Origin of the sequence: Deinococcus aerius, assembly GCF_002897375.1 — a bacterium.
Lineage (GTDB): Bacteria > Deinococcota > Deinococci > Deinococcales > Deinococcaceae > Deinococcus > Deinococcus aerius.
Window position 1 is genome coordinate 84,867 of sequence record NZ_BFAG01000005.1, and the last position, 23,549, is coordinate 108,415.

General features: G+C 69.8%; 28 protein-coding genes and 4 tRNA genes. 13 read left to right on the forward strand and 19 right to left on the reverse strand.

Annotation, left to right across the window (positions count from 1 at the left end; genetic code table 11):
* The first annotated feature begins 17 nt into the window (after nt 1-17).
* From DAERI_RS08480 to DAERI_RS08490, 3 genes are all read left to right on the forward strand, one after another.
* Nucleotides 18-93 (forward strand) — tRNA-Ile (locus DAERI_RS08480).
* 39 nt (nt 94-132) lie between these two features.
* Nucleotides 133-207: transfer RNA gene (locus DAERI_RS08485), tRNA-Val, on the forward strand.
* 208 nt (nt 208-415) lie between these two features.
* Entirely contained in the window at nt 416-835 is a 420-nt protein-coding gene (locus DAERI_RS08490) for a hypothetical protein (protein ID WP_133161993.1), read from the forward strand.
* Between the two features lie 77 nt (nt 836-912).
* Here DAERI_RS08490 and DAERI_RS08495 read toward each other — a convergent pair whose 3' ends face one another.
* Together DAERI_RS08495 and DAERI_RS08500 are read right to left on the reverse strand one after the other, a co-directional pair.
* Nucleotides 913-1,584: an amino acid ABC transporter permease gene (locus DAERI_RS08495; RefSeq protein ID WP_103129008.1), complete on the reverse strand. Its 672-nt coding sequence runs from the start codon at nt 1,582-1,584 to the stop codon at nt 913-915.
* Between the two features lie 111 nt (nt 1,585-1,695).
* Entirely contained in the window at nt 1,696-2,466 is a 771-nt protein-coding gene (locus DAERI_RS08500) for a transporter substrate-binding domain-containing protein (RefSeq protein WP_103129009.1), read from the reverse strand.
* A 181-nt stretch (nt 2,467-2,647) separates the two neighbouring features.
* Here DAERI_RS08500 and DAERI_RS08505 point away from each other — a divergent pair, with 181 nt between their 5' ends.
* The 6 genes from DAERI_RS08505 to tmk all read left to right on the forward strand — a co-directional run bounded on the left by DAERI_RS08505 (nt 2,648) and on the right by tmk (nt 5,840).
* The gene (locus tag DAERI_RS08505; RefSeq protein WP_103129160.1) at nt 2,648-3,322 is read left to right on the forward strand and encodes a TrmB family transcriptional regulator; all 675 of its coding nucleotides are present in this window, start codon (nt 2,648-2,650) and stop codon (nt 3,320-3,322) included.
* A 37-nt stretch (nt 3,323-3,359) separates the two neighbouring features.
* Nucleotides 3,360-3,435: transfer RNA gene (locus tag DAERI_RS08510), tRNA-Ala, on the forward strand.
* Nucleotides 3,436-3,485: 50 nt separating this feature from the next.
* A tRNA-Met gene (locus DAERI_RS08515) sits at nt 3,486-3,562 on the forward strand.
* 340 nt (nt 3,563-3,902) lie between these two features.
* Nucleotides 3,903-4,301, forward strand: a complete 399-nt coding sequence (locus DAERI_RS08520) for a VOC family protein (protein ID WP_103129010.1) — start codon at nt 3,903-3,905, stop codon at nt 4,299-4,301.
* A 23-nt stretch (nt 4,302-4,324) separates the two neighbouring features.
* Nucleotides 4,325-5,116 (forward strand): Nif3-like dinuclear metal center hexameric protein, encoded by a 792-nt coding sequence (locus tag DAERI_RS08525; protein ID WP_165794132.1) that lies wholly within the window; start codon nt 4,325-4,327, stop codon nt 5,114-5,116.
* Nucleotides 5,117-5,210: 94 nt separating this feature from the next.
* Entirely contained in the window at nt 5,211-5,840 is a 630-nt protein-coding gene (gene tmk / locus DAERI_RS08530; RefSeq protein WP_103129012.1) for a dTMP kinase, read from the forward strand.
* A 6-nt stretch (nt 5,841-5,846) separates the two neighbouring features.
* Here the strand turns inward: tmk and DAERI_RS08535 are convergent, their stop codons facing one another.
* From DAERI_RS08535 to DAERI_RS08590, 12 genes are all read right to left on the reverse strand, one after another.
* Complete coding sequence (locus tag DAERI_RS08535; RefSeq protein WP_103129013.1) at nt 5,847-6,725, reverse strand: glutaminyl-peptide cyclotransferase; 879 nt, start codon at nt 6,723-6,725, stop codon at nt 5,847-5,849.
* 218 nt (nt 6,726-6,943) lie between these two features.
* A complete protein-coding gene (locus tag DAERI_RS08540) occupies nt 6,944-7,324 on the reverse strand; it encodes a nuclear transport factor 2 family protein (RefSeq protein ID WP_165794133.1) in 381 nt (126 codons plus the stop codon).
* Nucleotides 7,325-7,382: 58 nt separating this feature from the next.
* Complete coding sequence (gene queG / locus DAERI_RS08545) at nt 7,383-8,486, reverse strand: tRNA epoxyqueuosine(34) reductase QueG (RefSeq protein ID WP_103129015.1); 1,104 nt, start codon at nt 8,484-8,486, stop codon at nt 7,383-7,385.
* Nucleotides 8,487-8,577: 91 nt separating this feature from the next.
* The gene (pgl, locus tag DAERI_RS08550; RefSeq protein ID WP_103129016.1) at nt 8,578-9,252 is read right to left on the reverse strand and encodes a 6-phosphogluconolactonase; all 675 of its coding nucleotides are present in this window, start codon (nt 9,250-9,252) and stop codon (nt 8,578-8,580) included.
* Between the two features lie 13 nt (nt 9,253-9,265).
* On the reverse strand, nt 9,266-10,222 hold the full coding sequence (locus DAERI_RS08555) for a glucose-6-phosphate dehydrogenase assembly protein OpcA (RefSeq protein WP_103129017.1): 957 nt from the start codon (nt 10,220-10,222) through the stop codon (nt 9,266-9,268).
* A gap of 115 nt (nt 10,223-10,337) precedes the next feature.
* Complete coding sequence (gene zwf, locus DAERI_RS08560; RefSeq protein ID WP_103129018.1) at nt 10,338-12,071, reverse strand: glucose-6-phosphate dehydrogenase; 1,734 nt, start codon at nt 12,069-12,071, stop codon at nt 10,338-10,340.
* The gene (gnd, locus tag DAERI_RS08565) at nt 12,068-13,144 is read right to left on the reverse strand and encodes a phosphogluconate dehydrogenase (NAD(+)-dependent, decarboxylating) (protein ID WP_103129019.1); all 1,077 of its coding nucleotides are present in this window, start codon (nt 13,142-13,144) and stop codon (nt 12,068-12,070) included. The genes zwf and gnd overlap by 4 nt, the downstream gene beginning before the upstream one ends.
* Before the next feature lie 150 nt (nt 13,145-13,294).
* A complete protein-coding gene (locus DAERI_RS08570) occupies nt 13,295-13,549 on the reverse strand; it encodes a hypothetical protein (RefSeq protein ID WP_103129020.1) in 255 nt (84 codons plus the stop codon).
* Between the two features lie 11 nt (nt 13,550-13,560).
* A complete protein-coding gene (locus tag DAERI_RS08575; RefSeq protein WP_103129021.1) occupies nt 13,561-14,100 on the reverse strand; it encodes an SRPBCC family protein in 540 nt (179 codons plus the stop codon).
* A 156-nt stretch (nt 14,101-14,256) separates the two neighbouring features.
* A complete protein-coding gene (locus DAERI_RS08580; RefSeq protein ID WP_103129022.1) occupies nt 14,257-15,012 on the reverse strand; it encodes a PIG-L deacetylase family protein in 756 nt (251 codons plus the stop codon).
* Between the two features lie 36 nt (nt 15,013-15,048).
* Nucleotides 15,049-15,765, reverse strand: coding sequence for a nucleotidyltransferase domain-containing protein (locus DAERI_RS08585; protein ID WP_165794134.1), 717 nt, complete (start codon nt 15,763-15,765; stop codon nt 15,049-15,051).
* A complete protein-coding gene (locus tag DAERI_RS08590; RefSeq protein ID WP_103129024.1) occupies nt 15,762-16,265 on the reverse strand; it encodes a DUF4870 domain-containing protein in 504 nt (167 codons plus the stop codon). The genes DAERI_RS08585 and DAERI_RS08590 overlap by 4 nt, the downstream gene beginning before the upstream one ends.
* Before the next feature lie 43 nt (nt 16,266-16,308).
* Here DAERI_RS08590 and rnhA point away from each other — a divergent pair, with 43 nt between their 5' ends.
* Nucleotides 16,309-16,869: a ribonuclease HI gene (gene rnhA, locus DAERI_RS08595; protein WP_103129025.1), complete on the forward strand. Its 561-nt coding sequence runs from the start codon at nt 16,309-16,311 to the stop codon at nt 16,867-16,869.
* Here rnhA and DAERI_RS22360 read toward each other — a convergent pair.
* Nucleotides 16,856-17,263 (reverse strand): GNAT family N-acetyltransferase, encoded by a 408-nt coding sequence (locus tag DAERI_RS22360; RefSeq protein ID WP_165794135.1) that lies wholly within the window; start codon nt 17,261-17,263, stop codon nt 16,856-16,858. The genes rnhA and DAERI_RS22360 overlap by 14 nt on opposite strands.
* Nucleotides 17,264-17,525: 262 nt before the next feature.
* Here DAERI_RS22360 and DAERI_RS08605 point away from each other — a divergent pair, with 262 nt between their 5' ends.
* Both DAERI_RS08605 and DAERI_RS08610 read left to right on the forward strand, forming a co-directional pair.
* On the forward strand, nt 17,526-18,890 hold the full coding sequence (locus DAERI_RS08605; RefSeq protein ID WP_103129027.1) for an MFS transporter: 1,365 nt from the start codon (nt 17,526-17,528) through the stop codon (nt 18,888-18,890).
* Nucleotides 18,891-18,952: 62 nt separating this feature from the next.
* Nucleotides 18,953-19,348 (forward strand): hypothetical protein, encoded by a 396-nt coding sequence (locus DAERI_RS08610; RefSeq protein WP_133161994.1) that lies wholly within the window; start codon nt 18,953-18,955, stop codon nt 19,346-19,348.
* 112 nt (nt 19,349-19,460) lie between these two features.
* On the opposite strand, the gene glmU is transcribed toward DAERI_RS08610, so the two are convergent.
* Both glmU and DAERI_RS08620 read right to left on the reverse strand, forming a co-directional pair.
* A complete protein-coding gene (glmU, locus tag DAERI_RS08615; RefSeq protein WP_103129029.1) occupies nt 19,461-20,909 on the reverse strand; it encodes a bifunctional UDP-N-acetylglucosamine diphosphorylase/glucosamine-1-phosphate N-acetyltransferase GlmU in 1,449 nt (482 codons plus the stop codon).
* Between the two features lie 115 nt (nt 20,910-21,024).
* Entirely contained in the window at nt 21,025-21,942 is a 918-nt protein-coding gene (locus DAERI_RS08620; RefSeq protein WP_103129030.1) for a prolipoprotein diacylglyceryl transferase, read from the reverse strand.
* A gap of 247 nt (nt 21,943-22,189) precedes the next feature.
* On the opposite strand from DAERI_RS08620, the gene DAERI_RS21975 reads away from it, so the two are divergent.
* Nucleotides 22,190-22,408, forward strand: a complete 219-nt coding sequence (locus DAERI_RS21975) for a hypothetical protein (protein ID WP_133161995.1) — start codon at nt 22,190-22,192, stop codon at nt 22,406-22,408.
* 90 nt (nt 22,409-22,498) lie between these two features.
* On the opposite strand, the gene tatC is transcribed toward DAERI_RS21975, so the two are convergent.
* Nucleotides 22,499-23,263 carry a twin-arginine translocase subunit TatC gene (tatC, locus tag DAERI_RS08630; RefSeq protein WP_103129032.1) on the reverse strand — a complete coding sequence of 255 codons (765 nt, stop codon included), beginning with the start codon at nt 23,261-23,263 and terminating at the stop codon, nt 22,499-22,501.
* 12 nt (nt 23,264-23,275) lie between these two features.
* Nucleotides 23,276-23,530, reverse strand: coding sequence for a twin-arginine translocase TatA/TatE family subunit (locus tag DAERI_RS08635; protein ID WP_103129033.1), 255 nt, complete (start codon nt 23,528-23,530; stop codon nt 23,276-23,278).
* Between the last annotated feature and the right edge of the window lie 19 nt (nt 23,531-23,549).

Genomic DNA, 23,549 nt, shown 5'->3' on the forward strand with positions numbered 1-23,549 from the left:
CCCCTCGCTCACGGCCCGGGCTCTTAGCTCAACGGTCAGAGCAGTCGGCTCATAACCGATTGGTTGCCGGTTCAAATCCGGCAGGGCCCACCACCAAGCCCCAGCCGTGCAAGTGGAACGGGGCCGCGACACGGGCGGTTAGCTCAGCGGTAGAGCATTCGCTTCACACGCGAAGGGTCGTAGGTTCAAATCCTATACCGCCCACCAGACAAGACCTCGGCGTAGCCGGGGTTTTTGCTTTTGTGGTCACGCGGGCAGGGCTGTAAGAAGAATGTAGAGTCGATTAAGTACGCTCTTCACAATGCACACCGAACTCTCCCTGTTGCCTCCCCGGAACCCTGGCTCCGCCGCAGGGACGCGGGCCGGGGGCGAGACTTGGCCTCCGCTCACGCCCACGCCCGGGGGCAACACGAGCATGGCTCTCCAGGGCGGCACCCTCTACGTGCGCCCGTGCGGCCCGGGGGCGCCGCTCACGGGCTGTGACCACGACCGTGCGGCAGCCCTGGGGTATCTGTTCGAGGGTGAGCCCGCCGACTGGCCCCTGGCGGGGGAGCCCGCCCCCGTGCGCCAGATCGGCGGCGCTCGCTCCTCCCGGGAAGCGGCGCTGCTGCTCGACCTCCCGGCGCTGCTGCCTGCCTACACCTGGGCCGCGCAGGCGGGTCCGCCCGCCACGCCCCTGATCGTGAGTGCGTCGGGGGCCGGGGGAACCGTGACGGTGAGGGTCACGAGCGCCACGTACGAGCGTCACCGCAGCGCCGCCACCCTGAGCTGCGAGATCGCGAGGACGGTGCGGCGCGCGGTGGCGGGCCTCCCGGCGCTGAGCTGCACGATCTGAAGGGGGAAGGGAGAGAGGGCAGAGGAAGAGCCCCGGCATTGCGCTGGGGCTTTCCTCTGCCTTTCTCCTGCACCGGGTTATCCCCGGCGCGCCAGCCGCCCCTCCAGCCTGCGCTGCACGAGTTCCAGCAGGCTGCTGATCAGCCAGTAGATCAGTGCAGCGGCCAGGTACGGCCCGAACGGCTCGAAGGTCCGCGCGATTACCAGTTGGGCGCTGCGCAGCAGCTCGACCACCGTGATGACTGAAACCAGCGAGGTGTCCTTGACCAGCCCGATCAGGGTGTTGCCCAGGCTGGGCAGGGCCACCCGCGCCGCCTGGGGCAGCACGATCAGCCGCAGGGTCTGCCGCGGGGTCAGGCCCAGGCTAAGCGCCGCCTCCCGCTGCCCCCGCGGCACGCTGAGGATCGCGGCGCGGATCGTCTCCGAGAGGTAGGCGGCGGCATTCAGGGTGAGGGCGAGCACCCCGCCGACCAGCGGGCTGAGCGTCACCCCGAAGGAGGGCAGGCCGTAGTACACCATGAAGATCTGCACCAGCAGCGGCGTCCCGCGAATAAAAGAGACGTAGACGCTGCTGAGTGTCCGCAGGGGAGCCACGCCCGAGAGCCGCGCCAGCGCGACGAGCAGGGCCAGCGGGAGCCCCAACAGCATCGCCGCCAGCGCGTACCCGATGGTGATGGGCGCCGCCGCGAGCAGGGTGGGCAGGGCGCCCCAGGCACTCTGAAGAATCTGTTGCAACTGCTCGGTGGTCATGGGCGTTCTCCGGCTGGGGGTGAACTCGGCGGGCGGGATCAAGGCGAAGGGCCAGAACGAAGGGGAAGAGGAGGCTACCCCCCTGCTTCCCCCGAGTCGTCACCCCTCCGTTCAGGGCTTGCTCACGTCCGCCCCGAACCACTTGCGGCTGATCTTGGCATAGGTGCCGTCGGCCTTGATCTGCGCCAGCGCGCGGTTGATGGCGCTCCCCAGCGCGGTGTTCGTCTTCTTGAAGGCGATCCCGACGGGTTCGGGCTGTCCGACCACGCCCGCGCCCCGGATGGGCAGATTATTCTTCGTGATGAGGTAGCCGACGAGCAGGCGGTCATTGTACGCGGCGTCGAGGCGTCCCGCCGCCAGGTCCGCCAGGTACTCGGGGGCGCCGGGGTAGGTCACGACGTTGATGCCGCCCGCCGCGCGCAATTGCTGCTCGAAGTTGCTGCCCAGCCCCACGCCGACGCGCTTGCCCTTCAGGTCGGCCAGCGTCTTGGGGCTGAAGCTCCCGCTCTTTCGCACGATGATCTGCGGGCTGCTGTAGGCGTACGGCTGGCTCAGCCCGATGGTCTTCTGCCGCTCGGGCGTGATCCCCACCTGGTTCACGATCACGTCGTACTTGTTCGCCTGGAGCCCGCCCAGGATACCGCTCCACTCCGTCAGCACGAACTGGGGCTTCAACCCGAGCCTGGCGGCGACGGCCTTGGCAACGTCCACGTCGAAGCCCGTGAGCTGCCCCCGCTCGTCCTTGAAGGTGAAGGGCGGATAGGTGCCCTCCATGGCGATCTTGAGCACGCCCCCCGTCAGGGTCGGAGGGGTGGTCTGGGCGGCTTGGGCGTTCAGCCCGGCGGCCAGGGCCAGGGTGGTCAGCAGGATCGGGAAACGCATCGGAACCTCTTTTCCGGCGGCGGGTGGGAAGGGACGACCCGCCGCCTTTCTGCACAGAATTCTAAAGTGCTTTAGAAAGAAGAATGTGGTGTCCTTCGCACGGGTGGTGGGTGGAGGAGGCCGCGTGGCCTTCCCCTGGGCCGGGCGTGCTGGCACGGCTTTTCCCGTATGCTGGGACGACATGAGTGCCGTGATTCACCTGCAAGCGCTGGGCCTGACCGAGTACGAGGCGCGCGCTTACACCGCCCTGCTGGCCCTCGGGCGCGCCGTCCCCGCCCGGGTGGCGCGGCAGGCCGGCATTCCCCGCCCCAAGATCTACGAGACGCTGGAGCGCCTGGAGGGCCGGGGGCTGGCGGCGCGGGTGGGGCAAAACCCGCTGGAATACGCGCCGCTGAGCGCCCGCGAGTATCTCGCCCGGGCCCGCCGCTCCTTCGACGACCGGCTGGGAGCCCTCGACCGCGACCTCTCGCGCCTGGCGCCCGACCCCGCGCCCGAGGCCGTCTACCACCTCTACGGCGAGGCGGCGATTCGCAGCCTGTGCGAGGACCTGACCCTGAACGCCCGGCGCAGCGTCTATATGGCGGGCGACCTCCCCCTGGGAGAGCGTTTGGAGCGCCTCACCCCCCGTGGGGTGGACTTGCACCGCGCTTCCCTGAGCGGCCTGCCCGCCATCGCCGCCGAGGGTCAGCGCGCCTTCCTGCTCGCCCGCGATGGGGAGGCCGCCGTGATCGCCCATTTCATTGAGGAGGGCGCCAGCGGGGAGGCGCACGGGGTCCACACCCACAACCCGGTGGTGATTCACCTCATCGAGGGGTATGTGCAGCTCGCCGCGCAGCATCCCGCGGGGAGCCGTTGACAACTTCCGCGGCCCGCTGTAACCTAACCGGGCCTTCGGGGCTGTGGCGCAGTTGGGAGCGCGTCTGAATGGCATTCAGAAGGTCAGGGGTTCGAATCCCCTCAGCTCCACCAAAGAGAGGCCCCGCCACCGTGCGGGGCATTGCTCTCCAGGAAAGTACCGGGGCGATGTAGCTCAGCTGGTTAGAGCGAACGACTCATAATCGTTAGGTCGACGGTTCAAGTCCGTCCATCGCCACCAAAGAAGGCCCCGCCGATCCGTGCGGGGTTCTTTCGTCGCTCTGCGGCCTGATTCGGGTGGCGTACGTTCTCCCGCTGCGGGGAGACGACGGCCGGTACCGCCGATGTGGTGCGGGACGGGGAGGACCAGACTGATCGAAAACCTGGCCCCTGGTGCCTCTCTCCCCCGTCCCCCTGCTGCCCGCGGCAACACGAGCGGGCCGGAGGGTGATCCCTGCGGGCCTGATGCGCCAGCCATCGTCGTCTCCTTCTTCGGGTTCCGGGCGGGCGCCAGGGCCGCCCACCTGTTGTCTCTGAAGAAGGAACAGGGCCGCTCGCCGGTAAGATTCTAAGCTCCTGCCATGTCGCCGCTGATCTCGGGACTCGACCACGTGCAGGTGGAGGCGCCGGCGGGCTGCGAGGAACAGGCCCGGGCGTTCTTCGGGGCCTTCCTGGGGCTGCCGGAACTGCTCAAGCCGGAGGCGCTGCGGGGAAGGGGCGGGGTGTGGTTTGCCTTGCCCGACGGTCGCCAGTTGCACGTCGGCGTGACCCCCGGCTTCGTGCCGCGCGAGAAGGGGCACCCGGCACTGCGCTGCCCGGACCTCGCCGCTTTCCGGGCACACTGTGACGCTCACGGTGTGGCGTACAAGGCCGACGCGGAGGCGGGCGTCCCCCGCGTCTTCCTGCGCGACCCCTTCGGCAACCGACTGGAGGTCGTGGAGGGGGGCCACGCCGGGGTGCCCCTGACCGGTGCGTCCTGAGCCGCCCGCCTACAATGCACCCCATGACCGAGAGCCCTTCCCCCCAGACCCCGCGCGGCGAGGTCGACCGCGACACGCTGGTGCGCTGGCTTGGCGAGTACCTCAATCTCGGCGCCTACCCCGACCCCAGCCTCAACGGCCTCCAGATCGAGGGCACGCCCGTGATCCGGCGGGTGGCGGCGAGCGTGGATACCAGCGTGAGGACCCTTCAGGACGCCGCCGACAACGGGGCCGACCTGCTGCTCGTGCACCACGGGCTGTTCTGGGGCAGGCCCCTGGCGCTGACCGGGCCGCACGGCAGGCGGGTCCGCACCGCGCTGATGGCGGACCTCAACCTCTACGCGGCCCATATTCCCCTCGACGCGCACCCCGAGGTCGGCAACAACGCGATGATCGCCCGGGCGCTCAGCCTGCAAAACGCGCGGCCCTTCGGCGATTGGCAGGGCCACAAGATCGGGCTGGCGGGCGAGCTTCCCTTCGCGCAGAGTCTCCAGGACTTCGCCGACCGGGTGCAGAAGCTGACCGGGGAAATCTGCCTGGTCCACGGGGGTGGCCTTCCGCAGGTCCAGCGCCTGGGCATCGTGAGCGGGGGCGGCGCGGGCGCGGTGGCGGAAGCGGCGGCGGCGGGCCTGGACACCCTGCTGACCGGCGAGCCGGAACACAAGCACTTCCACGACGCCTTCGAGTACGGGGTCAACGTGGTCTTCGCCGGGCACTACGAGACGGAGGTGTTCGGCGTGCGCGCCCTCGCCGCCCGGCTGGAGCAGGAGTTCGGCCTGCCGTGGCAATTCCTGCACCACCCGACGGGCTTGTGAGGGGTGCGGCGCGCCGTCAGTGGTCAGGGATCGGTGGTCAGTTGTTTTCCCACGCCCCACTTCCCACTTCCCACTTCCTGGTTTTTGGTGCCCCATGACCCCCCTCTTCATCACCTTCGAGGGGCCCGAGGGGGCGGGCAAGAGCACGCAACTCCGGCGCCTGGCCGAGCGGCTGGGGGCGGAGGGGGTGCGGCACATCGTCACCCGCGAGCCGGGGGGAACGCCGCTGGGCACCCGGGTGCGGGAAGTCCTCCTCGACCCGGGGCTGACCATCGACCCGCTGCCCGAGTTCCTGCTGTACTCGGCCAGCCGCGCCCAGCTTGTCCGGGAGATTATCCGGCCCGCGCTGGAGCGGGGTGAAGTCGTCCTGTGCGACCGTTACGCCGACTCCAGCCTGGCTTACCAGGGGGCGGGGCGGGGGCTGGACACGTCCTTTCTCAGGATGCTGACGCGCGAGGTGACGGGCGGCCTGACCCCCGACCTCACCGTGCTGCTCGACCTCGACCCGGGGGTGGGTTTGACCCGGGCCGCAAACCGGGGACAGCCCGACCGCCTGGAACGGGCCGACCTGGGGTTTCACCGCCGGGTCCGGCAGGGATTTCTGGACCTCGCGGCGGGCGAGCCGGGGCGGTTCCTGGTCCTCGACGCCTCACGGGGCGTGGAGACCCTGGCTGCCGCCATTTGGCACGCGGTGGGGGAGAGGCTGGGGGCTCCGGCCCCTTAGCCCCTCTCAGCGCCCCGGCTGGCCCCGCCCGGTCGTCCCCGGCTCGGCCCGCACGCCGGACACCTTCACCTCGAAAATGGTCGGCCAGCGCTTGCCGGTCAGGAGCAGGGTGCCACGCTCGGGGACGTAGGCGATGCCGTTGGGCACGTCGTCGAAGGTGAGGGGCTTCCCGGCGCGGGCAGCGGCCACGCTCGCCTCCTGCGTCAGGGGCCGCACGTCGAGCCAGGCGGTCACGGTGCCGGTGCGGGGGTCGATGCGGGCGATGCGGCCCGTCAGCCAGATGTTGGCGTAGACGCTGCCCCCCACGTACTCCAGCTCGTTGAGGTTCCGCACGGGCTGGCCGCGGTCCGTGACCCGAACGGTGCGGGTGACGGCGAAGGTCCTGGGGTCGCGCCAGAAGAGGGTCTCGGAGCCGTCACTCATGATCAGGCTGCGGCCATCCTGGGTGAGGCCCCAGCCCTCGCCCGTGTAGCGGTAACGCCCGATCTCCCGCAGGGTGGCCGCGTCGAAGGCGAAGGCCGCGCCCGTCTGCCAGGTGATGTGGTAAGCCACCCCGTTCAGCACGCTCACGCCCTCCCCGAAGGCGCTGGCGATGGGCGTGGGCACCTGCGCCAGCACCCGCCCGCTCCTCAGGTCCACCCGCCGCACGCCCGACTCGCCGACCTGCCCGGTACTCTCCACCAGGAGGCCGCCTCCCAGATATTGAAGGCCCTGGGTGAAGGCGGCGCGGTCGTGGGGATAGCGGGCGGTGACGGTGGCGCGCAGCACGGGCGCCACGGGGCCGGACGGCGTATCGGCCGCCTGGAGTCCCGCCCCGCCCCCACTCAGGACCAGGAGGGCGCAGGCGGCGGGCAGGACGGCGAACAGGGGAAGCCGGGGACGCATGCCGTCATGGTAGCTGTCCCCGGTGCCCGGAAAGGGTGCACTGTGGGCAGGGCCGGGTCCGCCGCGCGGCTCCTACACGAAATGGCGGTGAGGCGCAGACGAACCCGAGCGGACTTGCAAAGCTGCGAAGCAGAGCGAGAGGCAACAAATACCGGCTGGCGGCGATGGAAGAACATCCGGCGCTTTCCCAGATGTCCTGGAATCAGAGCAAGTCGGTATTACTGCTGCGCGGCAGGTTTCACGAAGGCGGCGGAGTCGTAGTACGTGCGGAAGGCGGTGACCTTCTCCCCGTCGTGCTCGATCACGCTGCTGCCGCGGTAGGCGATGTCCGCCCCGTCCGCGAGCTTGCCCGTCGCCTCCCACTCCATCAGGCCGGTGTGGCCGTCGTCGGTGTGGTGGAAAAACTCGCTGCGGATGCTCTGGAAGTTCTCCAGGTAGCGCGTCCAGAAGTCGCGGGCCCCCTCCTTGCCGCTCCACTCCTGGGTGGTCATGTTGCGCAGGCTCGTCTCGTCCGCGAAGAGGTCCACCAGCGGGGCCGGGTCACCGCTCGCCTCGATGGTCTGGAGGGCCTGCATGAAGCTCTCGGTCATGTTCGCCATGCCCCAAGACAACACGGCGGGGGGGGCAAAAGGGTGGGAGATCACCCGGGCAATTTCCTCATGAAGCGTGGCTCAACGCCAGTGCCGCCGCCTCCCGCACCGTCCCGTGCTCATCGTCCAGCAGGGGGCGGAGGTGCCGGGACTCGCCCCACTGGCCCAGCGCCCAGGCCGCGGCCTCCCGGACCTCCCAGGCGGGGTCCTGTGCCCCGGCGAGGAGCAGCGGCCAGCCCTCCTGAGCGCGGGTATTCCCGAGGACCGTCAGCGCATTGCGGGCCATCCCCTTGCGGCGGGGGCGCAGGAAGGCCGTCCCCGCGAACCGCCGCTCGAACTGCCGCTCGCCCACGCCGAAAAAGGCCGACAGGTCCGGGTGGGCGAGGTCGGGGTCGGGCCTCAGCAGCCGGGCGAGCGGTCCCGCCTTCGCCGTCCAGGGGCAGACCTCGGAACACACGTCGCAGCCGAAAAGCCAGTCGCCCATCCCGGGCCTCAGTTCATGCGGCACCGGCCCCCGGTGTTCGATGGTGAGGTACGAGACGCAGCGCCGCGCGTCGATGGCCCGGTCGTTTCCAATCGCGCCCGTGGGGCAGGCTGCCACGCAGCGGAAGCAGCGCCCGCAGCGGTCGGGGTGGCTTTCCTCCACCCCTTCAAAGGAAAGGTCGGTCAGAAGAACCGCCAGCGTCACGAAGGCGCCCAGCCGGGTGCTGACCGTCATGCCCGACTTGCCCCGCCAGCCCAGGGAGGCGCCCGCCGCGAAGAGGCGCTCCATCACCGGGCCGTGGTCCACGTAGCCGCGGGACCGGACGCCCAGCCGTGCCGCCTCCGCCTCCAGCCGCGAGAGGACGGGCTGGAGTTGGTCGTGGTAGTCGGGCGTCCAGGCGTAGCGGGCGACCCGGCCCACCCGCACGCCGCCAGTGGGCACCCCGGGGTCCGCAAAGGCGTGCGACACCCCCAGCACGAGGACGCTGCCCACCCCCTCCAGGCGGCTCGCCGGGTCCGAGCGGGCGGGAAGCTGCCGCTCCAGGTAACCCATCCCCGCGTGGCGCCCCGCCGAGAGCCACCCCGCGTACTCGGCGACGGCGGAGGCCGGAACCCGCGCCGGAGCCCACCCCACCGCGTCCGCGCCCAGGGACACGGCGAGATCGGAGAGGAGGTCGGCGGCGTTCACGGGGGAGAGTATGGAGGGTGCGGGGCGCGGCCTCTGGCTGGTAGTGAACAAAAAGGCGGGGGCCGGGGCTCCCCGCCTCCTGCGTGAGGCGCTATCGGCCCAGCTTCCCCGCCGCCGCCTCGTCCAGGTACCAGAGGGGGTCCCGGATTCGCGCCACCGGGTAATCCCCCTCGCCCGCCGCCACCTCGCGCAGCACGTCCGCCTTGCCCGCCCCCGTCACCAGGAGCCAGCGTTCCCGGGCCGCGTTGATCTCATCAAAGGTGAAGGTGAGCCGCCCGGTACCCAGTTTCGGCACCCAGTTCGCCGCGACCCGTCCCCCCGCCGTCAGCGCCGCCGTGCCGGGAAAGAGGCTCGCGGTGTGCCCGTCGTCCCCCATGCCGAGCAGGACCACGTCCAGCCGTTCGGGGAGGAGGGCGGCGTAGTCGCGCGCCGCGTCCTCCAGCGGGCGGCGCTCGCCCTCCATGCGGTGAATCTGACGTTCGGGCACCGGGACGTGGGCGAGCAGTTCGTCGTGGGCGAGCCGGTAGTTGCTCTCAGGGCTGTCCGGCCCCACGCTGCGCTCGTCGCTGAAGTAGATGTGGACGCCCTCCCAGGGAACATCCGGCAGCGTGCGCAACTCGCGGTACATCATCCGCGGAGTGCTGCCGCCCGAGAGCGCGACGTGAAACGCCCCCCGCGCCGCCACCGCGACCCCCGCCGCCCGCGCGAAGGCCTTCGCCGCCGCCCTTGCCGTGTCCTCCGGGGTGGGAAAGACGCACACGTTCACGCGGTCCCCCCGCTCATTTCCCCCCCGCCAGGCTCGCCTTCGCCAGGGTCCACGCCCGCTCGAAGACCTCGCGCCGCTCGGGGCGGGCCATCACCCGGGCCAGCCCCTCGGCCAGCGTCATCCGGGGCACGTTCAGCTCGGTCTCGCGGTTCATGCCGGGCCAGTGGCAGCGGGTGCGGACGATCTCCTCGTCGGCGGCGCTCAGGTTGAACCCCACCCCGTCGCCCGCGAGTTCCACCCCGCACAGGTCGCCGTTCTCCCGCCCGCAGCGGGCCGCCTTGAAGGTGACGCGGCCCAGGTCGGGCCAGCCCAGCGTGTCGGCCACCCAGCCCGCGAAGAGGCGGGCGGGCAGGTCGTTGTGGCCCGCGTAGCGCACGGTCATCCGGGTGACTCCGGGCAGCCGCCGGGCCGCGTCGGGGCTGTCGAACACCTGCGCCAGGGCCTCGCGCCAGCCCGCCGAGCGGCTCCAGCCCAGGTCGGCCAGGGCGTAGTGCCGCGCCGGGGGGATGTCGAGGCTGAGGCTGTCGGCGATCACCTGGTCGGCGATCTCGGTGAGTTCCGAGAGCAGCACGCCGCTCGGCTTGGTGTCGGCACCCCACCACACGTGGTTGACGGTCGCGGGGCGCAGCAGCGGCAGGATTGCCCCCTGAAGCTGCTCGGGGTCCGCCGCCAGCCGCAGCCGCTCGATGTACAGCCCCCCCCGCTGCGGCACCAGGCTGACCTGCACCCGCACCTCGCTGGTGCCGTCCATCACCCCGATGATCTGCCGCCCCGCGTAGCGGCCCTCCAGCCCAGCCAGGGCCTCCTCCACCCGGGCGAGGTGTTTTTTCACCGTGAGCGCCACGATGTTGCCCGTGTACGCCCGCGTCTCCACGTCCGTCTGCGCCCAGAGTTCGTCCAGGGTGGCCTGCGCCCGCCGAACGCTCGTCTCGACGGGGCCGAGGGGTTGGAGGTCGGTGGCGGTGGTCATGGGGTGCCTCCGTGGGAGAGGAGGGAAGTGGGGAGTGGGGAGTGGGAAGTGGGAGAGACGGCGCCTTCAAACCACTGCCCACTAACCACGCACCACTGACGGCGCGCCGCGCCCCTCACAGCCGCCTCCAGCGCCGGTCCGGCCCGATCAGGGCGTCGGCGGCGTCCGGTCCCCAGGTTCCGGCGGGGTAGTTGGGGTAGTTCGGCGCGTTCTTGCCCGTGGCCGGGGCATCTGCGACTTGCAGCAGGCCGCTCACGAGTTGCCAGGCGCGGTCCACCTCGTCCTCGCGGGGGAAGAGGGTGGCGTCGCCCAGCATCGCGTCGAGCAGCAGGCGGGAGTAGGGGCTCTCCAGCTCCGCCCCGAAGGCGTCGTAGCGGAAGTCCATCACGACCTCGCGCAGCACCATCTCCTGCCCGGGCGACTTGGAGGAGAACTTCAGGCTCACCCCCTCGTCGGGCTGGATGCGGAAGGCGAGGACGTTGCGCTCCAGCCCGCCCGGGAACATGCCGAGCGGTGGGCGCTTGAAGACGACGGCGATCTCGGTGACCTTTTTCGGCAGCCGCTTGCCGGTCCGCAGGAAGAAGGGCACGCCCTGCCAGCGCCAGTTGTCGACCTCCAGCTTGACCGCCACGTAGGTCGGCGTGGTGCTGCCGGGCTTCACGCCGGGTTCCTCGCGGTAGCCGGGCACGGATTCGCCGTACAGGGTGCCGGGGCCGTACTGGCCCAGCACGGCGACCTCGGGCACCCGCTCCGGCGGGATGGGCTTGACCGCGCGCAGCACCTTCACCTTCTCGTCGCGGATCGCGTCGGCGTCGAAGGCGGCGGGGGCCTCCATCGCAGTCAGCGTGAAGAGCTGCATGAGGTGGTTTTGCAGCATGTCGCGCACCACCCCGGCCTCCTCGTAGTACCCGGCGCGACCCTCCAGGCCCAGGTCCTCGGCGGCGGTGATCTGCACGTGGTCCACGTATCCGCGGTTCCACAGCGGCTCGAAGATGGCGTTGCCGAAGCGGATCGCCATCAGGTTCTGCACCGTCTCCTTGCCCAGGTAGTGGTCGATGCGGTAGACCTGCGACTCGTCCCACACCCGGTGAATCGCGGCGTTCAGCTCCCGCGCCGAGGCGAGGTCGCGCCCGAAGGGCTTCTCGATCACGATGCGCCGCCAGCCCTGGGACTCGTCGGCCAGGCCCAGCCGCCCCAGGCCCGCCGAGATCGGCTCGAACAGGCTGGGCGGGGTGGAGAGGTAGAAGAGCGCATTCTTGCGCCCGCCGTGCGCCTCCTCGGCCCGGTCGAGTTCCTTGCCCACCAGGTCGTACACCTCGTCGCCGCCAAAGTCCCCGAACTCGTAGTACAGCAGGTCGCGGAACTTCTCCAGGCTGCCGGGCTGGATCGCGTCGGTCTCCTTGCTGCTCTTCAGGGCCTCGATGGCGAAGTCCTTGAACTGGTCGTCGGTCATCTCCTGGCGGCCCACGCCCACGATGTTGAACGCACTTCCCAGCAGCCCGTCCTGCCACAGGCCGAAGACGGCGGGGAGCAGCTTGCGCTTGGCGAGGTCGCCCGTCACGCCGAAGATCACCAGCGTCGCGGGCTCGGGCGCGCGGTTGCGGCGCATCAGGGTGCGGAAGGGATTCTGCCCGTCGGCCCCCGGCCCGGATTCAGGAGGCTCGGCCTCCGGGGACTCGGGCTCGGGGACGCGGGCGCGGCTCTTGCGGGGGCGGCGGGCGGGGGGGGCGGGCAGCGACTGCTCCAGATCGTCGTTGCGCACCGCCTCCAGCTTCTCCACGCCCTCCTGGACGCTGGCGGTGGTGGGCTGGCGTGTGTTCCCCGCCTTGGTCTTGCGGCCCTTCGTCATGCGTCACCCGTCACGCGCTGCTGCCCGGTCTCGCCGAGTTCCTCGGCCTGCTGCCCGATCGGGACGGGCTGCGCGGCCTCCACGGGAATGTTCTGCGGGGCGGCGGCGGCGGGGTGTTCGCCGGGCTGCACCTCCGGCACGACCGTCTCCTGCCGGGCGGACTCGAGGACCTTGACCGCGTGGCCGCCGAAGGCGCGGCGCATCGCGCTGAGCATCTGCCCGGCGTAGCTGACCTCCTGCTGCGAGCGGAAGCGCATCTGCGTCGCCAGCGTGATCACGGGCGTGGGCACTCCCAGCTCGATGGAGTCGATGACGGTCCAGCGCCCCTCGCCCGAGTCGGCCACGTAGTCGGAGAGCTGCGAGAAGTCGGTCTCGTTCTTCAGCGCCTCGGCGGTGAGGTCGAGCAGCCAGGAGCGGATCACCGAGCCGTGCCGCCACAGCTCGGCGATCTGCGCCATGTCGAGGTTGAAGACCTTGTGGGCGTGCATCAGCTCGAAGCCCTCGGCGTAGGCCTGCATCATCCCGTACTCGATGCCGTTGTGGACCATCTTCACGTAGTGCCCCGAGCCCGACGGTCCCATGCGGCCCCAGCCCCGGTCGGGCGCGGGCGCCAGCACCTCGAAGATGGGGCGCAACCGCTCGACGGCCTCCTCCGGCCCGCCCACCATCATCGCGTAGCCCTCGGTCAGGCCCCAGACGCCGCCCGAGGTGCCCACGTCCACGAAATGGATGCCCTTCGCCGCGAGCGCCTCGGCCCGCCGCATGGTGTCCTTGAAGTTGGAGTTGCCCCCGTCGATGATGATGTCGCCCGGCGCGAGCCGTCCGGCGAGGTCGTCGATCACGGCCTGGGTGATCGCCCCGGCGGGCACCATGACCCACACGGCCCGCTGGCCCGGCTCGCCGAGCAGCGCGACCAGCTCGTCCATCGTGCGCGCGCCCTGGGCGCCCTGCGCCTCGACGAGGTCCACGCTGGCCGGGTCGCGGTCGTAGCCCACGATCTGCTGCCCGCCCCGCGTCAGCCGCAGCACCATGTTGCCGCCCATCTTGCCCAGCCCGATCATGCCCATCTTCATGTCTGACCTCCCGGCGCCGAGAGGGGGTTCGGAAGCGGTTCCAGCCCCGGGCGCCTGATGAGGCGCATCATACGCGCGGCCCCGGGGGCCTTTCCCTTCCTGAAGGGGAGGTTTAGATGAGCTTAGGCATTCCGACCTGATCCGGCGCGCTCAGCACTCGCCGCCCGCCCCGCGCACCTCTTCGCAGGTCAGCCCCTGGTACTCGTCGGTCCGGCGAGCAGCCAGATGCGGGTCCTGCCGGTACTGCCGGAAGTCGTCCTCACTGATTCGGAGCCGGGCCGGGTACTCCCCGGGGCCACGCTGCACCATGAACAGCAGGCAGGGCTCGCCGGTCCCCAGGTGCCGCCCCAGCGTGAGGCGCAGGTCCGGGAAGATGAGTTCGTCCCGCAGGTCCCACAGGTCCACGGTTCCCCCGACTACCGCTTGCGCCGCGCCGCCTTCGCCGCCTTCTGCTCCTCTTTCTGCTTGCGCTGCATCTCGCGGCCCATGTCCTCCATCAGCTGCGCGCCCTGGGCGTCCACCTGCCGCTGAAGTTCGATCAGCGTGGTCACGACGAGGTTGTGCAGCATCCGCTCCACCGGAGTCTTGATCCAGCGGTAGCGTACCCGGCCATTCAGGGTCATCGTGACCTCCGTGCCGCCCGGCATCGCCTTGAAGGTCCAGCCCTGGGTGAGCTTTTCCAGCGGGCCGACGTTTCGCACGCTCTCCCAGCCGCCGCGCATGGGCGCCTGGAGCTGACCGTACTTCGCCGTGAAGCTCAGGCCCAGCAGCCGCCGCGCAAACTTGAAGCGCACGAGCACGTTGTTGGCGAGTCGGCCCTCGCCGCCCTCGTACTCGGCGCGGACCAGGTTGGGGTCCCAGCGGACCCGCCGTTTGGGCTCCAGCGCGAGCCGGTACAGCACGTCCGGGCGCGACCGCACCACGATGCTCTGCCTGATCTGGATGTCTTCGGACATGTCGGGGGTCACTGTAGCGCGCGGGGGCGCGCTGTTAGTGGTCCGTGGGAACTGGGGAGTGGGAAGGGCTGGCGGGGGAGGCTTTGGCCTCTCCTGTTGACCGCCGGGATTGTGGTGCCCACGATCCACTGACCACTCACCACTGCCCACTTCCCCTCAATCCAAATACTCCCGCGCCCGCAGGTGGCTGGCCCGCAGGTTGAAGCGCTCGGCGTACTTCACGCCCGCGAGTCTGCCCAGCCCCGCCCGGCCCTCGCGGAACTGCTCGGCGGTCCAGTTCCACTTGTAAAAGTCGCGGTAGTAGCGCGCCACGTCCTCGGAAGCCTCGAAGGTGTCGGAGGTGTCCACGAACACGTCCGGGTAGGGGCTGGCGGGGGCGTAGTACTGGTAGAAGCGCACGGGCTCGCGCCACGCCTCCAGCCGGGTCACGTCCTCACCGCTCTCGACGGCCTCGTCGCCGCTGAGGTTGGGGGCCGGGGGCATGGCCGCGCCGCCGCCCGACTCGTTGATGATCTTGGGGATGCGGGCGAGCGTGATCGCGTCGAAGGCGATCTTGGCCGTCATGCGGTGGTCGGGGTGGGGGTGGTCGTCACTCCAGGTGATCACCGCGTTGGGGCGGAAGTGCGCGTACAGCCGGGCGAGTTGCAGCGCCTCCATACGGCTTCCCGTCATGCGGCTGTCCCCCATGTCGAAGAAGTGGTGGCGCGCCCCGATGCGGCGGGCCACCCAGGCCCCGTGTTCCTGCCGCACCCGCGTGACCTCCTCGTGCGGGGCGTCCCCGAACTGCGAGGCGAGTTCGCCCAGCGTGGTCCACACCAGCATCACCTCGTCGCCGCGCGCCGCGTGCTTGCTCAACGTCCCGATGCACCCGATCTCGTCGTCGGGGTGGGCAAAGACAGCCATGATCCGCATGGGGGAAAGAATAGCTGCGTGGAGGAAGGCCAGCCCTTAACTCCGCATGGTGTTGTGGAACGGCCCGTCCCAGGCGTCGAGGATGGAGCCGAGGTCGTGGGCACGCATCCAGCCCGAGATCCGTCTATAGAGGGCGAGTTGTGCGGCGTCGGCGGGTGTGCGGGAGACGGCTTCGACCTCCGCGCGCAGGGCCCCCACGTCCAGACCGAGGGGGGCGAGTCGTTCCCAGTACCCCTCCAACCTGTCCCAGTACGGCGTCCACGTTCCCGCCAGCCGGAAGAGGCCGTCGAGCAGGTACGAGAGCCCCAGCGTGGCCTGCAGCCGCGCCCCCAGCTCGTCGCCGCGCCGCCACGCCTTCACGCTGCGGTAGGTGGCGTTCAGGTAACCGTCGAGCATGTCCCGACCCGCGGCCCTGTGGGAGGGGGGAGGCACGCGCAGCGCCTCCAGGCCACGCGCCACCACGCCGCCGGGATCATAGACGGGACGGCCATTCGCGTAGCCGAACGTCCACCAGCCCCGGCGCTCCGGCATCTCCCGCCACCCGGTCAGGGTGGTGAAATGCACGTCGGCCTGCCCGCCGTCCGGGCCGTGCCAGGCCTCGGGTCCGGGAGCACGCTCACCCGCCACGATCAGCAGCAGGTCGATATCGGAGCCCGGCCCCGCTCCACCCAGCGCCCGCGAGCCGTACAGGAGCGCGCCGAGCACATCGGCCCGGTCCCCCAGCCGCACGTGGACCCAGTCCGGCAGGCTCACCGAATCCACCGGATGCTCAGCGGATACCGGTACGCCCGCCCCTGGTTCACCCGGATCACCGCGAGCAGCATCACCACGAGCGGAAAGGCCCACAGCACCAGGCTGACGGGGATGAAAAAGGCGAAGAACGCCGCCAGGCTCCCGAAGATGGCGAGGACGCCCAGCTCGGAACTCCCCGAGGCCGCGCCAAACAGACCCCCCAGCAACCCCAGGCTGAACAGCGCGAAGAACAGCAGCCCCACCAGGAAGGAGTACAGCCACACGCTCAGCTGAAAGTTCAGCGCCTCCTTGCCCTGGTCGTCCAGCACGTGGCTGCGGTCGCGGTACGCCAACCAGGCGGCGAGCGGCCCCAGCACGTTGCCCAGGGCGGGCAGCACCAGCCCCAGCAGCGGCGAGAGGTGGATCAGCAGCGCGGGCGTCCGCTCGGGCTCGGGGATGAGGCCCGGGTCGAGGCGCCAGCCCGGGGGAGCTTCAGTGCGGGGCGGCTCGGGGAGGCTCATACGCTTGACAGTACGAGCGAGGTCTCCCTACAGTTCCGGGGTTATGACGAGGCCCGGCGGGAAACCGCAGTTCAGGAAATCTCCCGCGAAAAAGGCCCAGGACGCCGCCCGCGACCTGCTCCCCATCAAGGCGGGCATCCAGCCGGAGAAGCCGGTCGCCGGGGAACAGGTGGAGCTCTACAGCGACGGCGCTTGCGACACGGCGGCCGGGCACGGCGGCTGGGCGACGATCCTGAACTACAGGGGCAAGGAACTCGTCCTCAGCGGCCACGAGCGGGACACCACGAACAATCGCATGGAGCTGCGCGGCCTGCTCGAAGGCCTGAAGGTCCTCAAGCGGCCCTGCCAGGTGCGGGTGGTGACCGACAGCCAGTACCTCCGCAAAGCCTTTACCGACGGCTGGATTTTGAAGTGGCAGCGCAACGGCTGGAAGACGGCGGGCGGCGAGCCGGTCAAGAATCAGGACCTGTGGGAGGAACTGATCGCGCAGGCCAAAATCCACGCCCTGACCTTTATCTGGGTGCGCGGGCACAACGGCCACGGCGAGAACGAGCGGGTGGACAAGCTCGCCGTGGAGGAGAGAAAGAAGCTCAGGGCCGGGTGAGGACGGCGCGGTAGCGGGGGCGGCCTCCCCTGGGTGTGGCGGGCGTAATCTCAAATCCGGCGCGGCGGTAGAAGGCAGCCGCGTCGTCGTCCGTCTCGGCGAGCAGCTTGGCGGCGTTCAGGTGGGCCGCGACGGCATGGAGGAGCGCCCGGGCGTACCCCCGCCCTTCCTCCCCGGGTGCGGTGCCTAGGTGCAGGATTTCGGCTGCCTCCCCAACTTCCCGGACGCCCGCCGCGCTCACGGGTCGCCCGTCCACCGACCAGACAAAGACCTGCCTCCCGGGCTCGGTGCGGTAATCCTCCAGCTTGCGGCGGATGCGCTCCGGGTCGGGGAACATCGCCCGGATGAGCAGCGCTTCCACCTCGGTCGTGAGGGTGTTCGCCTCGGTCAGCATGGGGACAGGGTAGCCTCCCTCTCCCCGCTCTCGGGCAGGGGCGCGCGGCGTCTGAACTCGGCCCTCCTGTTGGCAGACCCCGCAGAAATGTGACCGCTGGTCAGCCCGGGCGTGGGGGAGAGCCTGATTCTCAGCGTCTCCGGCGTCCCCTGCGGTCGAAAGACTCCATCCCACACGTATTTCTCTGGATGCATTCTGTCGGGCTGACGGTCTGCTGAAATGTGGATACGTCATCACACCACTGCCTTTACACTGCCTTGTCATGCTCTCATCCACTTCCTCGGAGATCCCGGCGGCGGGGTGGCGAACGTTCCTGGCCCTGTGGGGGTCGCAGTCGATCAGCCAGATCGGCAGCTACGTCGCCTGGTTCGCGCTGAACGTGTATGTCGCGCAGACGCTGTATCCGGCGCCGGAGCAAAAAGCGCCCCTGGCACTGGCGCTGGGGGCCTTTGCCATCGCCGCGACGCTGCTGGCGGTGCTGCTCGCCCCGGTCGCCGGGTCGGTCGCCGACCGCACGTCGCGCAAGCGTGTGATGCTGACCTGCGACGTGCTGAGCGGCGCGCTGACCCTGGGCCTGGTGGCGCTGATGTTCGGCGCGGTGGTGCCCTTCTGGCTGCTGCTCGCCTTCGTGATCGTCACCCAGGCGGTCAGCATCTTCCACGAGGCGGCGCTGGAGAGCAGCTACGCGATGATCGTGCCCGAGGAGCAGTTGACCCGCGCCAACGGCCTGATGCAGACCACCCGCACCTTCAGCTCGCTGCTGGCGCCCACGCTCGCCACGCTGCTGATCGGGGTGCCCACGCTGCTGCACGGCAGCGGCTGGCTGGCCTCCCTGCGCGACGGCGTGCCCTTCGCGCTGCTGGTGGACGGCGTGAGCTTCCTGATCGCCGCCGCCATCCTCGCCCGGCTCGCCGTGCCCAGCCCGCCCCCCGCCGAGGACCACGGGGGCGCCGCCGCGAACCTGCGCGCCGACACCCGCTTGGGCTGGACCTACCTGCTGCGCCGCCCGCCCCTGCTGCACCTGCTGATCCTGGCCGCCGCCCTGAACTTCGCCACCGCCGCGATTCCGGTGTACCAGACGCTCCTGACCACCTTCACCCTGGAGCCCGACCGTACGAGCCGGGGCCTGAGCTTCGCCGCCACCCTCGCCATCATCCAGACGGCCACGAGCGCGGGCATGTTCCTGGGGGGCCTCGTCATCAGCACTTGGGGCGGCCTGAAGCGGCGCCGGGTCCTGGGTATCCTGCTGCCCTGCCTGCTCTGCGGCGCGGGCCTGGTCCTGATGGGCCTCTCCGGCAACCTCTACCTCACCGCCGCCGCCTTCGCCCTGACCGTGTTCGTCATGCCGATCACCATGGCGCACAGCAACGGCATCTGGCAGTCGCAGGTCCCGCGCGAGCTTCAGGGCCGCGTCTTTGCCGTGCGGCGCATCGTCGGGCGGTTCACCGTGCCCCTCGGGATGGCCTTTGTCAGCGGCCTGTCCACCACCCTGCCCCCCGGCCCGGTCATCGCGGCGCTCGGCCTGCTGGTCATCGTGATCTGCGCCCTGCAACTCCTGAGCCCCACCGTGCAGCGGGTGGAGGATAAGGCGTACCTGGAGGGATTGGCAGCGGCGCGGGGCGGGTAGAAGAGGAACGGGGATCCGCGTGCCGTCGAGCTTGACGGCGCGCCTCTTTTGCCGGAGGGGATATGCTGGCCGAAATTCCCCGTGCCGGTCTAGGGGGAGAGGTTGGACTGCTGGGAGTTCGTCCCGGGATGTCCCGGCGTGACACCCAAGTCAAACGGTTCAACAGGGGGAGTCGCGTGAAGTTTCAGAATCAGGTTTTTGAAAACACGAGAGTCGATCTGGACGGCAATGAGTACAGGAACTGCACGTTCAGACGCTGCACCGTTGTCTACAGCGGCGGCCAGGTTCCCCTGATCTCCGGCTGCGACTTCAACGGATGCGAGTTCGGCTTCTCGGATGCGGCGGAAAGAACCCTGATCTTTATGAACCGGATGTACCACGGTGGGTTTCAGAACATTATTGAGGAGACGTTGGCCAGTGTTCGGTCTGGCCCCTCAGGCGGAGGGGTGAAGAGCTGAGGACGGCAGGGCAACCCCGTCCGTTCGCCTCGCTCTTTCGGGGGGCTCTTGGGGATGGGCTGTAGGGATGAGGGGGAGAGGAACGACCTCTCCCCCCCCATCTCTTGACCACTCACCCCTGCCGTTCCAACCACCCTGCCAGCCACGGCAACTTCTCCCGGACCTTCTCCCGCATCCCGCCCCAGTAGCGGCGGGACCAGCCCTCCAGGGTGCGCTGCTTGCCCCGGGCGACGGCCAGCGCGCCCTCCGGCACGTCCTCGTGGAGGGCGCTGCCCGCGGCGATAAAGGCAGCGTCACCGACCACGCGCGGGGCGATCAGGGTGGAGTTCGAGCCGATAAAGACGCCCGCGCCCACCCGGCTCTGATGTTTGTTCACCCCGTCGAAGTTGGCGATGATGGTGCCCGCCCCCACGTTCGTCTCGGCGCCCATCGTCACGTCGCCCAGGTAGGCGAGGTGCCCGGCCTTCACCCCCGCGTCGAGCCGCGCGTTCTTCGTCTCCACGAAGTTGCCGATGTGGACCCCCTCGCCCAGCACGGTGCCGGGGCGCAGCCGGGCGAACGGCCCCACGTCGCTGCCCGCGCCGACCCACGCCCCCTCCAGCACGCTGTGGGGTTTGACGACCACGCCCGCCTCCAGGACGGAATCGGTCACCACGCTGTAGGCGCCGACGGTCACGCCCCCGGCGATCTGCGTCTGCCCGCGCAGGATCACGCCCGGCTCGACTGTCACGTCGCGGCCCAGGATGACGGTGTCCTCGATCTGGACGGTGTCGGGGGCCTGGAGGGTCACCCCCGCCCGCATGTGCGCCGCGTTGATGCGCCGCCGCAGGATCGCCTCGGCCTGCGCGAGGCCCAGCCGGTCGTTCGCGCCCACCACCTCGTCGGGGTCGCTCAGCTTGAAAGCGCCTACCCTCGCGCCCTCGGCCCGGTAGAGGGTCAGCAGGTCGGTCAGGTAATACTCGCCCGCCCGGTTGTGGTTCGTGATGCGGCGGGCGAGTTCGGGGGCCTGGCCGTCCATCACGTACACGCCGGAGTTGAACTCGCGCACGGCCTTTTCCGCGGGCGTGGCGGCCTTTTCCTCCACGATACGTTCCACGTCTCCCGCCGCGCCCCGCAGGACGCGCCCGTACCCCGTCGCGTCGGGCAGTTCGCCCGTCAGGATCGTGAAGGCGTTGCCGTGTGCGCGGTGGTCGGCGATCAGCTCGCGCAGCGTCTCGGTGCGCAGGAGCGGCGTGTCGCCGTACAGCACGAGCAGGTCGGCGCCGCCTGTCTCTCCCAGGGCCTCCGCCCCGACTAAAAAGGCGTGCCCCGTGCCCAGCCGCTGCTCCTGCCGGGCGAAGCGCACGCCGGACCCCGAGAGCGCGGCCTCGACCTGTTCGGCCCCGTGCCCGGTCACCACCACGATGTCGTGCGCCCCCAGCTCCCGCGCGGCCTTGACGGCCCACGCGACCATCGGGCGCCCGGCGACGGGGTGCAGCACCTTGGGCAGCGCTGAATTCATGCGGGTGCCCTGCCCCGCCGCGAGAATTACCACGTCCAGGGGACGTTCCGTGTGTGTCATTTCAATCACCTGTCCGGGCAGCAGTGTAAGGGAAAGCGGTGCGCCTTCAGAGGTCGGGCGTCAGCAGAACGCGGCGGGCCTGGGGTGGCCGCGCCGCGCGGGGTGAGGGTCCCGGCTAATCCCCGGGGACGGGCTGCTCCTGCCGCGTGTCCGGCCGCCGCCCGATCCTGAGCAGCATCACGATGCTGATGATGATGAGCGGGAAGCTGATGAGGTGTGTGTCGGTCCACAGGCCGATGCCGGGGGAGCCGAGGCCCTGGTTGAGGTACACCTTGAGCGGCAGCGGGTTGAGGCGGAAGGTTTCCTCCAGCCCGGCGCGCAGGATGGAGTACCACAGCCAGAACTGCCAGAAGGCCCACCCCGCCTTGCGCGACCGCAGCCAGAAGTACGCGGCGACCGCGAGGATGATCCCGATAATCACCCCGTAGAGCTGGGTGAAGTGGACGGGTGCCGTCATCACGAGCTGGCCGCCCACCTCCCGGCAGTATTTCGAGAGGTCGAGGTCGGGGTTCGGGTTGGGGATGCACATGCCCTCGTGGAAGGCGCGGGCCGAGGCCGGCCAGTGGAAGCCGATGGGCCACCCGGTCACGCGCCCCACGGTGTCCGTGCCGTTCATGATGTTGCCGATGCGCCCGCCGATGATGCCGAAGGCCACGCCGGGCACCGCGAGGTCCGCGTACTCGTAGAAGTTGAGCCGGTAGCGCCGGGCGAAGTAGATCAGCGTCAGGATGCCGCCGATCAGGCCGCCGTGAATCGAGATGCCCCCCGCCCGCAGGTTCACGATGTCGAGCAGCACCCGCGGAAAGGGGATGTTCTCAAACAGGTGCCAGGAGGTCAGGACGAACACCAGCCGGGCGCCCACGAAGCCCCAGAAGAGCATCCACATGATCATCCGCTCGAAGAGGTCCACATCCAGGCCGCGCCGCCGCGCCAGCCGGGTCCCCACCCAGATCCCCAGGACGATGCCGAGCGTGATGAGTACGCCGTACCAGGCAATCGTGAAGTTGCCAATTTTCAGGAAGACGGGGTCCATAGGTCCTACGCAGTGTAATCCCCCTGCGGGCTTTGGGTCGCTGTTCCGCGGGGCCACGCAACAGGAGCCGTTCGGGCCGCTTGAGGTCAGGTCTCTGTAGGGAGGAATGGGCAGTGATGGGGGAGAGGCGACAACGCCCTCAGATCCTGAGGTAACTCTGCTGGTCCTCACCCTGGAACGAATCGCCCTGCTCCTTTCCGCCGCGCATCTGGTCCTGGGAGCCCTCTCCGTCCCGTATTTCCACCGCATGACGGACGTTGGGGGGGACGCGGTGACGCTGACGGCCCTGGCAGTCATCGCGCCCGCGTTTGTCACCCGTCACGTCCGTGAGAAGCGGACCCGTGAGGTGAACGCGGCTGCCCCGGTTCGGCGGCGGGCCATTCTGAACATGTACCTGTCTGAAGCCGCGGCCCTGCTGCTCGTGCTGCTGTATACCTTGGCGCTGGGGAGCTCGTTCACCATCTGAAGCGGGAATTGACCTGTGGCATACGGCACGCTGTTGCTGAACCAAAAAAAGCCCCGACCTCAGCGGGCCGGGGGGCGGGACGACAGGGGCTCAGGCGCCTATGGCGGGGGCGTCCTCGCTGGGGACCACCCGGAAGACGCGCGAGAGCAGGACACCCAGCTCGTACAGGGCGTACAGCGGCACGGCGACGAGGAGCATGTTCCCGGGGTCGGGCGTGGGCGTGATGAGGGCGGCGGCCAGCGCGACCGCGACGAGCGCGAAGCGCCAGCTCTTGCGGAGCATGACGTGGTTCACCAGCCCGATGCGGGTCAGAATGACCGCCAGAATCGGCAGCTCGAAGGCGAGGCCAAACGACACCAGGAAGGTCGTCACGGTCCCGATGTAATCCTTGAGATTCAGCAGCGGCGTCACCGCCCCGGCCAGGAAGTCGAGCAGGAAGCCGACCATCGCGGGCAGCACGAGCTTGTACCCGAAGACCGCCCCGGCCAGGAACGAAAGCCCGGCCCCGATCACGAAGGGCAGCGCCCACCGCCGCTCCTGGGGATACAGTCCCGGCGCGATGAAGGCCCAGACCTGCCACAGGATGAACGGCAGCGCCAGCGCCAGGCCCGACCAGAACGACAGGTTGAGCGACAGGATGAACTGGTCCGTCAGCCCCTGGGTCACCACCGTGACCTTGTTCTGCTGGTACTGCTCGGAGGCGTGCAGCGGCAGCTTGATCAGCTCGATGAGTTGCAGGCGGTACTGAAAGGCGACCACCAGGCCGGCCGCCAGAAAGATCAGGCTGATGATGATGCGCTTGCGCAGCTCCTCAAGATGGTCGAGGAGCGGGGCGCTCTTGAGGTCCTGCGACATGCCGGGCCTGCCTTACGCGCGGTGGTCGCGCTCGGTGACGGTCGGGGCTGGGCGCCCGTCCGCCGTGCGGGGAACCTCGGGCGTCACAGGGTCGAGGGGGCGGGAGGGCACGTCGGTGACCGGGGGCACGGCGGGGTCGCGGATTTCCTTCTTGTACTCCTTGATGCCCTGGCCCAGGCCCTTGCCCAGTTCGGGAAGCTTGCGCGCCCCGAAGATCAGGGCGATGACGGCGACGATCAGGATAATTTCGAGCGGTCCGAGCGACATAGTGACTCCTCCTGGCAGC